The organism is Komagataeibacter saccharivorans (assembly GCF_003207825.1).
GTDB classification, from domain to species: domain Bacteria; phylum Pseudomonadota; class Alphaproteobacteria; order Acetobacterales; family Acetobacteraceae; genus Komagataeibacter; species Komagataeibacter saccharivorans.
This window is the reverse complement of the sequence record NZ_NKTY01000022.1, coordinates 1-14374: the sequence shown is the minus strand read 5'-3', so window position 1 is coordinate 14374 and position 14374 is coordinate 1. Positions and strand designations below refer to the sequence as shown.

General features: G+C 60.7%; 12 protein-coding genes and 1 riboswitch. Of the genes, 4 read left to right on the top strand and 8 right to left on the bottom strand.

All coding sequences use genetic code 11. The features are described 5' to 3' along the window. Positions 1 to 3 precede the first annotated feature (3 nt). The 4 genes from CFR79_RS11800 to CFR79_RS15930 all read right to left on the bottom strand — a co-directional run bounded on the left by CFR79_RS11800 (position 4) and on the right by CFR79_RS15930 (position 4475). Positions 4 to 600 carry an anthranilate synthase component II gene (locus tag CFR79_RS11800; protein WP_102324170.1) on the bottom strand — a complete coding sequence of 199 codons (597 nt, stop codon included), beginning with the start codon at positions 598 to 600 and terminating at the stop codon, positions 4 to 6. Between the two features lie 101 nt (positions 601 to 701). Further along, positions 702 to 2222, bottom strand: coding sequence for an anthranilate synthase component I (trpE, locus tag CFR79_RS11795; protein WP_162900533.1), 1521 nt, complete (start codon positions 2220 to 2222; stop codon positions 702 to 704). A 50-nt stretch (positions 2223 to 2272) separates the two neighbouring features. Continuing rightward, positions 2273 to 4207 carry a peptidylprolyl isomerase gene (locus CFR79_RS11790; protein ID WP_110548026.1) on the bottom strand — a complete coding sequence of 645 codons (1935 nt, stop codon included), beginning with the start codon at positions 4205 to 4207 and terminating at the stop codon, positions 2273 to 2275. Positions 4208 to 4310: 103 nt separating this feature from the next. Then, positions 4311 to 4475, bottom strand: a complete 165-nt coding sequence (locus CFR79_RS15930; protein WP_162900459.1) for a hypothetical protein — start codon at positions 4473 to 4475, stop codon at positions 4311 to 4313. Between CFR79_RS15930 and tpiA the strand changes: the two genes are divergently transcribed. From tpiA to kdsA, 4 genes are all read left to right on the top strand, one after another. Next, on the top strand, positions 4474 to 5217 hold the full coding sequence (tpiA, locus tag CFR79_RS11785; RefSeq protein WP_110548025.1) for a triose-phosphate isomerase: 744 nt from the start codon (positions 4474 to 4476) through the stop codon (positions 5215 to 5217). The genes CFR79_RS15930 and tpiA overlap by 2 nt on opposite strands. A gap of 37 nt (positions 5218 to 5254) precedes the next feature. After that, positions 5255 to 5551 carry a preprotein translocase subunit SecG gene (gene secG, locus CFR79_RS11780; protein WP_102323404.1) on the top strand — a complete coding sequence of 99 codons (297 nt, stop codon included), beginning with the start codon at positions 5255 to 5257 and terminating at the stop codon, positions 5549 to 5551. Between the two features lie 127 nt (positions 5552 to 5678). Beyond that, entirely contained in the window at positions 5679 to 7310 is a 1632-nt protein-coding gene (locus CFR79_RS11775; protein ID WP_102323403.1) for a CTP synthase, read from the top strand. Then, positions 7310 to 8158, top strand: a complete 849-nt coding sequence (gene kdsA / locus CFR79_RS11770; protein WP_102324169.1) for a 3-deoxy-8-phosphooctulonate synthase — start codon at positions 7310 to 7312, stop codon at positions 8156 to 8158. Before CFR79_RS11775 ends, kdsA begins: the two co-directional genes overlap by 1 nt. 54 nt (positions 8159 to 8212) lie before the next feature. Here the strand turns inward: kdsA and CFR79_RS11765 are convergent, their stop codons facing one another. The 4 genes from CFR79_RS11765 to CFR79_RS11750 form a co-directional block, all read right to left on the bottom strand. After that, positions 8213 to 9289, bottom strand: a complete 1077-nt coding sequence (locus CFR79_RS11765) for a glycosyltransferase family 4 protein (RefSeq protein WP_110548024.1) — start codon at positions 9287 to 9289, stop codon at positions 8213 to 8215. Between the two features lie 60 nt (positions 9290 to 9349). Beyond that, a complete protein-coding gene (locus CFR79_RS11760; protein WP_110548023.1) occupies positions 9350 to 10525 on the bottom strand; it encodes a hypothetical protein in 1176 nt (391 codons plus the stop codon). Positions 10526 to 10681: 156 nt separating this feature from the next. Next, a complete protein-coding gene (locus CFR79_RS11755) occupies positions 10682 to 11629 on the bottom strand; it encodes a homoserine O-succinyltransferase (RefSeq protein ID WP_110548022.1) in 948 nt (315 codons plus the stop codon). A 41-nt stretch (positions 11630 to 11670) separates the two neighbouring features. Next, positions 11671 to 11778, bottom strand: a riboswitch (SAM-I-IV-variant riboswitch). Positions 11779 to 11937: 159 nt separating this feature from the next. Then, the gene (locus tag CFR79_RS11750) at positions 11938 to 14082 is read right to left on the bottom strand and encodes a putative bifunctional diguanylate cyclase/phosphodiesterase (RefSeq protein WP_254057876.1); all 2145 of its coding nucleotides are present in this window, start codon (positions 14080 to 14082) and stop codon (positions 11938 to 11940) included. Between the last annotated feature and the right edge of the window lie 292 nt (positions 14083 to 14374).

Here is a 14374-nt window from a genome sequence, read left to right as displayed (position 1 = left end):
CGGTCAGGCAGCCTTGCGCGGTGTGTTCCTGCCCCGCGCAAGCGACAGGAAATTGGCCATGATGTCGTGGCCATGTTCGGAAGCGATGCTTTCGGGATGGAACTGCACGCCGAATATCGGCAGGGTGGCGTGCCGCAGTCCCATGATGACCCCGTCGGATGACCGGGCAGTGGCCACCAGCGTATCGGGCAGGCTGTCGGGATCGATGGTCAGGCTGTGATAGCGGGTCGCGTTGAACGGGTCGGGCACACCGGCGAAGATATCCGTCCCGTCATGATAGACGGGCGAGACCTTGCCGTGCATGGGCACTGGCGCACGCACGACCTTGCCGCCGAAAACCTGCCCTATGGCCTGATGCCCCAGACAGACGCCAAATATGGGCACCTTCCCCGCGGCCTGGGCGATCAGGTCGCAGCATATCCCGGCCTCGTTCGGGGAACACGGACCGGGGGAGATGACAATGGCTTCCGGGCGGAGCGCAAGCGCGTCCGCCACGCTGATCGCATCATTGCGGTAGACGGCGCACTTTTCCCCCAGATCCCCCAGATAGTGGACGAGGTTGAAGGTAAAGCTGTCATAATTATCGATCAGAAGGAGCATGGTCGTATCATGGCTTTTCCGCTGGGCCGGGTCAAACCTTCGGGCCTGACCCGGCATGTCTCAAGACATCATATCACGTTCGCGGATGTTATAAAATCGCCTTATCCGGCATCGCCCGTAGCGAAGCGGACCGCTTCCTCCGCCGCGCGGAACAGGGCGCGGGCTTTCTGGCGGGTTTCCTCGTATTCCGCATCGGGAACACTGTCCGCCACCACGCCGCAGCCGGCCTGCACATACATCCGGCCATCCTTCACCACCGCCATGCGCAGGCCGATGCAGGTATCCATGTCACCATCAGGGCCGAAATAGCCGATGCACCCCGCATAGGTCGCGCGCCGGGTCGGTTCAACCTCATCAATGATTTCCATGGCGCGGATCTTGGGCGCGCCAGTCAGCGTGCCTGCGGGAAAGCCCGACATGAGGGCGTCCAGCGCCTCCAGATCGGGACGCAGCCGCCCTTCCACGTTGGACGAGATATGCATGACATGGCTGAAGCGTTCGATCACGAACTGTTCCGTCACCTTGACCGAACCCAGTTCGCACACCCGCCCGACATCGTTGCGACCGAGATCGATCAGCATCAGGTGTTCGGCGCGCTCCTTCGGGTCGGCCAGCAGTTCGGCTTCCAGCGCCAGATCCTCTTCCGTCGTGCGCCCACGCGGGCGGGTTCCGGCCAGCGGGCGGACGGTCATGGTGCCTTCACGCAGGCGGACCAGTATCTCCGGCGATGAACCGACAAGGCTGAACCCGTCAAGGTCGAGATAGAACAGGAAGGGTGCTGGATTGATCCGGCGCAGCGCGCGGTACAGCGCGAACGGCGGCAGGCTGAACGCCGCGCTGAAACGCTGGCTCGGCACGATCTGGAACGCATCGCCCGCCGCGATATAATCCTGCAACCGGCGCACGATGTCGCAGAATGCCTGCCGCGTCATGTTTGATTCCGGCACGGGGGGCGCGATCTCGCCCTCGTTCCCTTCCGGCAGTTCGACGGGGGTGGACAGCGCGGCGCGGGCCTGCTGCAGCCGCGCCTGCGCATCATCCCATATCGCTTCGGGCGCGACACCCGCCTGCGGCCGCAGCGGCGCGGCCAGCAACAGTTCGTCGCGCACCGTATCGAATATCGCGAACAGGCCGGGACGGATCAGTATCCCTTCAGGCAGGTTCAGATCATCGACAGGCATATCGGGCAGGTATTCGACCTGCCGGATCATGTCGTAACCGAGATAACCGAAGACGCCACCCGTCATGGGGGGCAGTTCTTCGGGCAGGGTCATCCGGCTTTCGTGCAGCATCCGGCGCAGGGACACCAGCGGGGCGTCCGCCTCCGGCACGAATTCATGCACGCCTGCCGCCGGGTCATGGCAGATACTGGCCTGACCATCGTGACAGCGCCAGATCAGGTCGGGCAGCAGGCCGATTACGGAATAGCGCCCGCGTGACGTGCCGCCTTCCACACTTTCCAGCAGGAACGCATTATGGCCGCCATTGGCCCCGCCATGGCTGCGCGCAAGATGCGACAGCCGCAGGAACGCCGCCACAGGTGTCAGCAGATCGGCAGGCTCGACGCGCCATGTAACCGTGGCATCACCCTTGCGCAGCGCGGCGAGTGCCGCCGCGCGCATGGCAGCATCCGGCTGCCGGAAGGAAGGGCGTATGCGCGATGCGTCTGCTGTCACTGTCCTGTTCCCGTGTTCTGGCTACCCGTAACCTCGGTCATGACCGCGCGGATGGCGGAATTGTTCGGCTTGGGCTTTACGATGCCCTCAAGCGCCGTGCCGTAGGTCATTTCAATATCATCACCCATCGACTGCGCCAGCCCGGCGCGCACGCGGTCGTAGAGCGGCTTCTGCGCGGCGGGGTCTGGATGGTTGATCGCCGTCAGCGTTGCGATCACGTAGGAATCACCTGCCTGCGTCATCACGCTCTGTCCCGGATGGTCAAGGCGGAAGATCAGGGCCGCGACCTCACGCGGGATTTCCGGCGAAGGCTGCATGGGCGAAATCGGCTGGCTGTGTTCAACCCCCGCAATGGCCGGGCTGACATGGGCCAGACCGCCCTGCCCGGCTGCCTGCGTATAGAACGTGGTCGCCTGCTGGTCCGCCATGTGACGGCGCGCTTCAGCCTGCCATGCGGCAGCAACGCGCGGACCAGCCTCGGTCAGGCTCAGGTCATGGCCCGGCGTCACACTATCGACCGATACCGCGTACCATACGCCATCAGGCCCCTGCACCAGTTCCGGACTGGCGCCTTTCGCCTGTGAAAAGATGCGTGCCACGATTGCCTGCCGCGCAGCATCACCACCGGGTATCGGGGCCGCCGCGCCTTCATGGGTCATGCCATTCTGGTCAAGCTCGCCCGACACGGCGGCGGCACCCAGATCGGCAGGAATGGCGTCCAGACCACCACCTGCGATCGCGTCCTGCACCTTCTGCACGCGATCACCCAGCAGCGCCTGCGCGCGGCCATGCGCGATCTGGTCATGCAGGGCCTGCTTCACCTCATCAAACGGTGTCACATGCGCGGAGGTGACACCGGTTACACGGAAGACAACCCAGCCGCCTTCGCTTTTGACCGGTCCCTGCGTCGCATCGGCGGGGGCGGAGAAAATCTGCTTCGCAAGATCAGTGGAAGGAACATCGCTCTGGCGCACGCCGGGCAGCTCCACGGCGGCTGCGTCCTTGCCCGCGTTTTTCTGCACCAGCGCCCAGCTACCTGCATCCGCCCACTGCGCGCGCAGGGCTGCGGCGCGTTCCTGTGTCGGCACGGTCACGATCTGCACGTTACGGCGTTCGGGCGCGTTGAAGGTCTGGGCCTGTGCTTCATACGCCTTGTGCAGGTCGGCATCCGATATATCGATCTGGTGGCCGATCGTATCCGCAGAAAGAACGACGATGCGCGCATGCCGGTATTCCGGCGCATGGAATTCCCACGGGTGATTGGCATGATAGCGCGCAAGCTGGGCATCGGTCGGGATGGCCGTGACCTGCTGGCTGGCGAAGGGCACGCGCACGAGGTCGATGGTGCGGGTCTGGGCCTCGAAATCGAACAGGCGGCGGACCATGACATCCGGCACGCCTACGCCATCGCGAATCGGCTGCAGCAGCACGCGCGACGCCTGTTCCTGCCGCACCAGATCAACCAGCCTGCCTTCCGACATGCCCGTGCTGCGCAGGCGGGCATTGAGCAGCGCACGATCGAAATGCCCGTCACGCCCCTTGAACGCGGGAATGGAGAATATCTCGTCACGCACGACGGAATCGGGAACGATCAGGTCGTGACGGTCCGCCGCTTCCGCGATTTCAGCCTGCAGCACGAGGCGCTGGAGCACCTGCCGGGCAATTTCCTCACGCGTGCCGGGGGGGATCTGCGATGGATCGGACAGGTGCATGGACTGCGCCACCTGCGGCATCTCGGACTGGAGCGCGTTCTGGTAAGCCTGCACCAGAATGGGCCTGCCCCCCACGCGGGCGGCGACATCGGCGCGTTCCGTGCCGATACCCATCAGCACGTCGCCCACCCCCCAGCCGATGAAGGCAAGGAAAAACAGCCCCGCGATGATGCGTCCCACCCATGAATCGATAAACACGCGACACAGAAAAGAAAGCATGAAAAACCCTGCACCAGGACCAAGACATAAGGCGGACGGAAAATGGCATGCGCATGATGCGCCCCCTGCCGGGCACCCTGTTTTCCGGTCGCGCACCATACGGTCACGCCGCCGGTTTGACCAGCACTACCATGCCCGCGCATCCGTTGTGCATGTGTGCGGGTTGCAACGCCGGGGCCGCCATGGTGTAGGCTGCCGCCCATGATGGCCATGCCCGGCAGACAATGCGGATAACGCGGCGCGGGCGCGGGCCGAGGAGTGGAAGCATGAAGCAGATCATTGTCGGCAACTGGAAGATGAACGGGCTGAGCGCTGATGCCGATGCGCTGGTGGACGGTCTGGTGAAGGGGCTGGGTGAACTCCCCACGCGGGCCGATGTTGTCGTATGCCCCCCCTTCACGCAGCTTGCCCGTCTGGCCCCCACCCTGAAACGGGCCGGAATCGCCCTGGGCGCGCAGGACTGCCATCAGGACAGGGCGGGCGCGCATACGGGGGACATTTCAGCCCCGATGCTGGTGGACCTTGGGGTGGAATATGTCATCCTGGGCCATTCCGAACGCCGGGGCGAACACCACGAACTTGACGAGACGGTGCGCGAGAAGGCCGTCGCCGCCATGGAAGCGGGCCTGACCCCCATCGTGTGTGTTGGCGAAAATGATGACCAGCGATCCGCCGGGGATTCGCAGGAGACAGTGGGTTGGCAGATCCAGGGGTCCCTGCCGCAGGGTTTCAGGGGCATCGTGGCGTATGAGCCGATCTGGGCCATCGGGTCCGGCACGGCGGCGTCGCAGCAGGATATTGCCGACATGTCCGCCTTTATCCGCGCGGAACTGGTGCGCCAGTTCGGGGAAGCTGGCAAAACGATCCGAATCCTTTATGGTGGGTCCGTCAACGAACGCAATGTCACCGATATCCTGCCTGTCGAACACGTGGACGGGGCGCTGGTGGGCAATGCCAGCCTGAAGGCCGATGCCTTCGTGCCGCTTGTCCGCGCCGCCCGCGCATCGTGATTGCCGCGCGGCCAGCGGGGATCAACTGGAAAGACGCATGATCACAGTTCTTCTTTTACTGCACCTGTTTGTCACCATCGCACTGATCGGCACCATCCTGATCCAGCGCAGCGAAGGCGGCGGGCTTGGAATCGGCGGGTCACAGGGCATGGGCTCCTTCATGTCCGGCCGGGGCACGGCCACCCTGCTTACCCGCTCCACCGCGGTGCTGGGCACGGCCTTCATGGTGCTGTCGCTGGCGCTTGCGGTCATGAACCGCGGGGCGTCCACCGGTACCGGGCATGACATCCTGTCCCAGCCCCCGGCATCCTCCAGCCCCGCCAGCACCAACTGACCGGTCCGGTCAGTCCGGGCAGGACGAATGGCCCCCGTGCAGTGCGCGGGGGCTTTTTTTATTTTTTTCCCCCATTCCCCATCGTAGCCTTTGCAGCAGGCGCGCAGGCAGTGTAGGAAGGCCATCCATGACGCGGTTTGTATTCATCACCGGCGGCGTGGTGTCCTCCCTCGGCAAAGGCATCGCTTCGGCTGCCCTTGCTGCCCTGCTTCAGGCCCGTGGTTATCGGGTCCGGTTGCGCAAGCTTGACCCCTATCTGAATGTCGATCCGGGGACGATGAGTCCCTACCAGCACGGCGAGGTCTTCGTGACCGACGACGGCGCGGAAACGGATCTCGACCTTGGCCATTATGAACGCTTTACCGGTGTGCATGCCACCCGGGCGGATAATGCCACCACGGGGCAGATCTATTCCGGCGTGATCGCGCGCGAACGGCGTGGCGATTATCTGGGTGCGACCGTGCAGGTCATCCCCCACATTACCGACTCGATCAAGGAAACGATCGTGGCGGATACCGAGGACCTGGATTTTGTCCTCGTCGAGATCGGGGGCACGGTCGGCGATATCGAAAGCCTGCCCTTCCTTGAATCCATCCGGCAGTTGCGCAACGACCTTGCGGCTGACCAGACGATGTTCATTCACCTGACCCTGCTGCCGTGGATCGCGGCGGCGGGCGAACTGAAAACCAAGCCGACGCAGCATTCCGTCAAGGAACTGCAGAATGTCGGCATCCAGCCGCAGATGCTGGTCTGCCGTTCGGACCGGGAAATTCCCGAAAACGAACGCCGCAAGATCGCAAGCTTCTGCAACGTCCGCCCGCAGGCCGTAATCGCCGCGCGCGATGTGGACACGATCTATGCCTGCCCCATCTCCTATCATGCGGAAGGGATGGATACCGAGGTGCTGCGCCATTTCGGCCTGCCCACCACGCCGGATCCCGACCTGTCGCGGTGGGAAAAGATTGTCGACGCCGTCCGCCACCCGGACCGCGAAGTGATCGTGACGGTGGTTGGCAAGTACACCGCCCTGCTGGACAGCTACAAATCCCTGATCGAAGCCCTGCAGCATGGCGGGATCGCCAACCGTGCCCGCGTGCGGCTGAACTGGGTCGAGGCGGAAAGCTTCGAGAAGTCGGACGACGCCGTGCAGATGCTGGCCCGCAGCGACGCAATACTGGTACCCGGCGGATTTGGCGAACGCGGGTCCGAAGGCAAGATCCGCGCCGTACGTTATGCGCGTGAAAACAACATACCCTTCCTGGGTATCTGCTTCGGCATGCAGATGGCGGTGATCGAATGCGCACGCAACCTTGCGGGCATTGCCGATGCGTCCTCCACCGAATTCGGGCCGACGGATCAGCCGCTGGTCGGGCTCATGACCGAATGGGCGCGTGGCAATGAACTGCTGCGCCGCCGCGAAGGCGGCGAGATGGGCGGCACCATGCGTCTGGGGGCCTATCCCGCCAAACTGGCGCCGGGGTCACGTGCAGCCGATACATATGGCCGCACGGACATCCGTGAACGCCACCGTCACCGGTATGAGGTCAACGTCCATTACCGCGACAAGCTGGAAAAGACGGGCCTGCGCTTTTCGGGCATGTCGCCCGACGATATCCTGCCCGAGGTCGTGGAATATCCCGACCACCCGTGGTTCATCGCGGTGCAGTACCATCCCGAACTGCTGTCGAAGCCGTTTGACCCGCATCCGCTTTTCTCCGGCTTTATCGGGGCGGCCGTGGCCAAAGCGGCGGCGAAATGATGGCGACCAGTCATACCATATCCATCGGTTCGCTGAAGGTTGGCAACGAATCCCCCTTTGTGCTGATCGCTGGCCCCTGCCAGATCGAATCGGCAAGCCATGCGCTGGAAGTGGCTGATGCGCTGCACGGGATCACCACGCGCCTTGGTATCGGGCTGATCTACAAAAGCTCGTTCGACAAGGCCAATCGTACCAGCATCAACGGTGCGCGCGGCGTCGGCATGGCGCGCGGGCTGGATATTCTGGGGCAGGTGCGCCAGCGTTACGACGTGCCGGTCCTGACCGATGTTCACCAGCCTGACCAGTGCGCCATCGTTGCCGAAACGGTGGATGTGCTCCAGATCCCGGCCTTCCTGTGCCGCCAGACAGACCTTCTGCTGGCGGCGGGGGAAACCGGGGCTGCGATCAACATCAAGAAAGGCCAGTTCCTTGCCCCGTGGGACATGGCGAACGTAGCCGCCAAGGTCGCCTCCACCGGCAATGAACGCATCATGCTGTGCGAACGTGGCTCGTCTTTCGGCTACAACACGCTGGTCAATGACATGCGCGCCCTGCCGATCATGGCGGGGACGGGTTATCCGGTCATTTACGACGCCACCCATTCGGTGCAGCAGCCGGGGGGGCTGGGGTCGTCTTCGGGCGGACAGCGGATATTCGCGCCCATCCTTGCACGTGCCGCGCTGGCCATCGGGGTTGGTGGGGTATTTATCGAAACCCATCCCGACCCCGACCACGCACCCAGCGACGGCGCGACCATGCTGCCGCTTTCGTGCATGGAAGACCTGCTGACCTGCCTGCAGCGCTATGACCAGTTGACCAAGCTGATCCAGCCGGACGAAATTATCTAAATCGATCCGTCACCAAACGGCCGCTCCGTAACAATGCGGGGCGGCTGTCGGCGTTCAAAGCGTCTCCATCCGCTGAAGAACTGCTTCCCCCGCCTGCGCAAAGGTCGCCGGACTGAAACGCTGCATGACCAGATCGCGGCCAGCCTGCCCCATCGCGGCAAGCTGTTCAGGGTGACGCAAGGCTACCGCCAGCGCATCCGCCAGTTCCTGCGGGCGCTGCGGGCGTATTTTCCATCCCGTCACGCCATCCTGTACGGAGTGGCTCATCTCACCCACATTGCTGGCCAGTACGGGCAGCCCCGTATTCATGGCTTCATGCGCGGCAATGCAGAACCCTTCCCGGCGCGATGGCTGCACATACAGATGGCATGGCCGCAGGAACGCGGCAGTATCCTCGACATAGCCCATGAACTCTACGTTTTTCAGACCATGCCGGACGCAGAAGTCGCGCAGGGCCGGATAATCGGCCCCTTCCCCACCGATCATGACGCGGAATGGTGGCAGATCGCCAGCAGCCCGCAACAGGACAAGGGCGCGACAGAGTATGTCATACCCCTTGGCCGTATGCAGGCGCCCCAGCGTGCCAATCCGTATCTCCTCCCCCGCTGCCCATGGGGACGCAGGCTGAATGTCTGGGCGTGTACGAAAAATCGGCCAGCACGCCAGTTCGCTATCCGCCAGTCCCAGCCTTTTACGGGTCAGTTCGGTTACGAAATCGGAATCCCCGATCCAGAGCCGGCTACGCTTTTTCATCAGCCGTAACAGCGCGAGGTTCGCGGGTTTCAGAAACGCATTATGCTGCCAGCTTACAACGGGGATGCTCTGTCGCGCGCCCACCATCTGCCCCAGTACGGTCGCCCGCGTCAGGGATGTCCAGATATGGGTCGGCCTTACGCGCCGGACCCAGCGGTCAAGTGCATGCAGGATCCGGGGGGCAGAAGCCGTATCCGCCGCCAGCACGTCGCCTGTTATGCCAGCGCTGTTCATTGCGGGCACGGCACGGCCATTGCGCCGTATCAGGGCGGCAACATGCACGTCATGCCCCCGCCCCCGGCACACATCCACAATGGCCGGAATGGGCAAGGCTGCGCCACCCCCTTCAAACGTATTGATTATGTAAGCAATGCGCATATTTCTCTCGACTGCCCCTTTCAGGCTGGAGAAGAACATACCGCATTACCCGCCCGCCCATCAGGCGGCGGGGGATTTATCCTGTGACAAAAAGTAAACGATTTCACGGGCCGCGCGCTGGGCAGCGGTTTCGGGGGGCTGAGTATGGAATGTGGCCTGAAAGGCTGCTTCCTGCCGCTGCGCATATACGCGCTGCTGTTCCTGGGCCACCGCCAGCGCATGTGGCAGGTCAGCCACCCGGTCGATCACCTGCCCCATGTTCCAGTGGGCATAATTGGGATTGCCCTGCCACCGTGCGCCATGGCTGTTGAGCAGGATGCACGGGCGCGGCTGACAGATCCATTCATAGATCTGGCTGCTGGCGTCGCCCAGATAGATGTCCGCCGCAAGCGTGTAGGACATGTCCACTGAATACGGACTGCCGGTATCGATACGGATATGGGGCAGGTTACGTAAATGCGGGGGGATCAGCCTGCGCAGGCGCATGCGGCGGTGTTCGACCGAAATATGCATCTTCCTGCGAAACAGCATGACATGCGGGGCGAAGATCAGGTTGTATTTATCCTGTTCCGCAAACCATTCCAGCACCTCCATCCCCATATCCCACCACGAGGACAGGACGGGATCGAAATGCGGATTGTATAAAACGGTGGGCCGGTCGTTATCAAAAAAGCGCCTGCGCGTCGCCATATCCACGGTATCGAATTTGGGATACCCCACCACCGCATGATGACCATGGCGGATCAGCCGTTTTTCCAGCATCCGGTCACGGGTCTTGGTTCCGGGCAACAGGACCAGATCGAAAAACCGCGTCACGTCCCGAAAGCCGATCGAACGGTCGCCAGCCCCATGGGGAAAATAGATCAGTCTGGTATCCAGCCGGAAATGGCTTTTCAGCAGGGCCGATGTCGTCTCCGGCACCACCAGTGCGTCAAAGCCTGCAAACAGGTCCACATTCTCCCGCAGATTGGCAATCCGGCGGAAGGGCACGACAGCACGGGCGACCACATTGATCGCCTTGGACAACCGGCTTATGTCAATGCGGACATACTTGATGCGGGCCGAACACGCCCCTATTGTCCGGCGTGCGTGGGCTTCCTGCTCGATTGAGGAGGTAATGACCGTTACATCCTGCCCCAGGCGGACAAGCTCGGAAACTATCGGGGCGGTATGGGAAACCTGATGGGTGCAGTCATGATTGAACAGGAACCCGATCCTGAGATTACGTAACGTCATGCCCGGACTTGTGACGTAATTTTACAAAAAAGAACAGGTGTGAATCACCTGTCCCGTGCCCGTCACGCTCCCTTTCCTTTCGGAAAATACCATCCGCCGCATGACATGAAGGGGACAGCCATCCCTGCCCCCACGGCGTTTTTACTGCCTCCCCTTTTATGCAGGCACCTTATCGCGCACGACTGCATCCCGACCGATCGCTGATATGTCAAAGGGCGTGGTCTGGTAAATCTGGTTGATCCAGTTACCCGCCAGCAGATGGGCATGACCACGCCAGCGGTTTATGGGGCGCAGTTCGGGATCGTTGCCAGGGAAGTAATTATACGGCACGGAAACGTCGAGACCCGCCGCCCGATCCCGGAAATATTCATCCGCCAGTGAGGTGGAATCATATTCAAGATGATTGAACATATGCAGCGCATGATGATCCGGGTCATCAAGCAGGCAAAGACCCGTATCCGCACTTTCCGCCAGTATGGTCATGCCACTGCGGGCAGGAATATCGGCCCGCCTTACCTCGGTCCAGCGGGAGACGGGAATGGACAGGTCATCGGCAAACCCGACCAGATAGGGTGAGGATGGAACAAGAATGCGGTGGTCATAGACACCGAACGCCTTTTCCGCCAGCGCATGCTTGGGCATGCCATGGAAATGATGCACCGCCGCCTGCGCAGCCCAGCAGATATTGAAACATCGGTGCACATGGGTCTGGGTCCAGTCAAATATCCGCCGCAGTTCGTCCCAGTATTTCACCTGATGAAAAGGCAGCCGCTCAACCGGCGCACCTGTTATGATGAAGCCGTCAAACCGTTCATCACGCACATCTTCCCATGCCCGATAAAACGATGTCATGTGATCGGCTGGCGTATTGCGCGGCACATGGCTGTTGATGCGTACCAGCGTCAGTTCCACCTGTAACGGCGTTGCCCCGACCAGACGGGCAATCTGCGTCTCGGTACAGATCTTGTTGGGCATGAGGTTCAGCAGGCCGATACGCAGCGGGCGGATATCCTGACGCGTGGCATCGGTCTCACCCAGTACCATAACGCCCTCAGCCTCAAGCGTGCTGCGGGCGGGAAGATCATCCGGAATTCTGATAGGCATTGCGACGTCGTTCCTCCATTCAGGCAGGGACGACATGGTGGCTTGCTCCGTTTGGTTGCCGGTTCGGCCACATCCTCCCTTTCAGGAGCGCCACCTTGCCCGGAACGGCAGGTTGGCGTTGGGCGTCGCCCCAACTCTTGATGCAGGTGCGATGCTAGGCATTTTCCGCCCCGACGGCAAGCTTTTATGGCAGGACGGAGAACTGCTCCCCTCCTCCCGTGAAAAACCTGCGGTGCCTATATGTCCCCTGCCCTTACCCGCAGGACATTACATGACAAGGGCACGAAGTCTGGCCTCGCCCCCTTACATCACACCATTTCGGCTGCGCACTGGATATGCTGGCGGATGCTGTCAGCAGGCTGCGGCCTGCCAAGCAGGAAGCCCTGCACCTGATTGCAGCCAAGCGCGTTAAGCTGCGCCCACTGGTCCTGCGTTTCCACGCCTTCCGCCGTGATCGGAATATCCATGCCATGCGCCAGGTTGATAATGGCCTGTATAATACTGGATGCCCCCTTTTCCGGCAGTTCACGCACAAAGGAGCGGTCAATCTTGATTTTCTGGAACCGGAAGGAACGCAGATAACCCAGCGAGGAATACCCCGTGCCAAAATCATCCAGTACGATGCCACACCCCATCTCACCCAGCTTTTGCAGGATATCACGATTGGTCGCGCTATTCTGGACGAAGATGTTTTCCGTAATCTCGATCTCAAGACGTGCCGGCTCAAGGCCAGCCTGCTGCAACGCGCTTTCAACTATATCCACAAACCGCGGATTACGAAGCTGTATTGGCGAAACATTGACCGCCACCTTCAGGTGTTCCGGCCATGTCGCGGCCTCCCTGCACGCAGCCCGCAGGACCCATTCCCCCAGATCGTGTATCAGGCCGTTTTCTTCAGCCAGACCGATAAACTGGTCCGGGGGTATCATCCCCTGCACGGGATGCTGCCACCGCGTCAGGGCCTCACATGCACAGATCCGGTTCCCCGGCATTGTGTACAGCGGCTGGAAATGAAGGGTCAGTTCGTCATTCGCAATGGCGGCACGCAATTCGTTACCCAGACGGGCACGGGTCTGGATCTCATCGCGCAGTTCCGCATCGAATAACTGGAAACCATTGCGCCCCAACGATTTGGCGCGATAAAGTGCTATATCTGCATATTGCAGCAATGTTTCTGATGAATCCGCGTCAAACGGATACAGCGCCGCGCCAATACTTGCGCCAATAACAATATGATGGCCGTCAATAATATAAGGCCGCCCCACGGTCTCGACGATTTCGCGCGCCCGGCCCTTCAGTTCAGCCTGCGTGGGGACAGCGGGCCAGATAATGGCGAATTCGTCCCCGCCCAGACGGGCGACAAGATCTTCTTCCCGACTGCATGCCCGCAGGCGAGCCGCGACAAGTCGCAACAACGCATCACCCGTCGCATGCCCATACACGTCATTGACCGTCTTGAAGTAATCAAGATCGATACATAGCAATGTTGCATTCAGCCCTTTGCGGCAACCCGCATTCAGACGTGAACTGAACAGGGCACGATTGGCCAGACCGGTCAGCGGGTCATAATGCGCGAACTGTTCCACCTGATGCTGGGCATTACGCTGTTCCGTCACATCATCCGCAACGCATAATTCCCATCGCGGCGCATCGCTTTCATCCGTAATCATGACCCGCCGGGTGGAAACCACCCGTCTGTGGCCCTGATTGTTGCGCAGTGTCTTTTCGGCCTCTCCCTGCTGGTCCACATCCGGACGGTTGACCAGAAAATGCCCGACTTCATCTTCACAGAATATGTTGTCGACGTTCTTTCTAAGTAATAACTCCCGCCCACATCCGATCATGTGTTCAGCCGCCCGATTGACCAGAACCGGACGTTCATGCCGGATGGAACGTACGATCAGGGCAGAGGGAATATTTTCTATGATCGTATCAATAAAAAGCTTGTCGCGTAAAATCTTCCGGTTGGCCTTGCGTAATTCTTCGGCTGAATGCTTCAGGCTCGCGGCTGATGCAATTGCATTGGAATGGGAAGCACTGATCAGGTCCAGCGCCGACCCCGTACCAAGATAGCGCCCGTTTTCAGTAACAATATAACCACGCAAAAGGTCAGATGCCTGCCCACGCAATGCAAGAGCCGTAAAATCGGATGATGAAACCTGCGCATCAATAATAACGGGACTTGCATCCATCAGAAGGGCAACAGGCCGCCGACTGAAAAGCGCATGTCCAAATTTCCCCGAAACCTTGAGAAAAAAAGCCTGCCTTTCCACAAGGCCCACGGGTTCGTCTTCCGTGTTTATGACGGTCACAAGCAGAAGGGCTTCATCATTACGGAACAGGGTAAACAGGCACTCACCGGGGTCATCTGGCCGTACAATCGGCCCCTTCTTGGCAATATCCCCCATTGAAAGAAAACTGTTACGGGTTTTCTCTACGAAGCCCACGCTCATTATTCATTTTCCACATATATGCAGCACAGATATATTATTTCTACATTTGTTTATTATTCTATCTGCCCTCTGAACATATTTACGTATCTGAAAAATAAAGTATCCCCGCATTTCGGTACATCCATGCGGGGATACAGGTAAAACATCTTATGAACTGGAAGGTCGTTATGACTGAATTATGAAATATGCCCCGTTTTAGAAAGCGGCCTGAATACGTCCGGCGACGGAGTTTCCGTCCCGCCCGACCAGATCGTAAAGCTGGCTGTTGCGGCTGACGATGATGTGGTTGAAG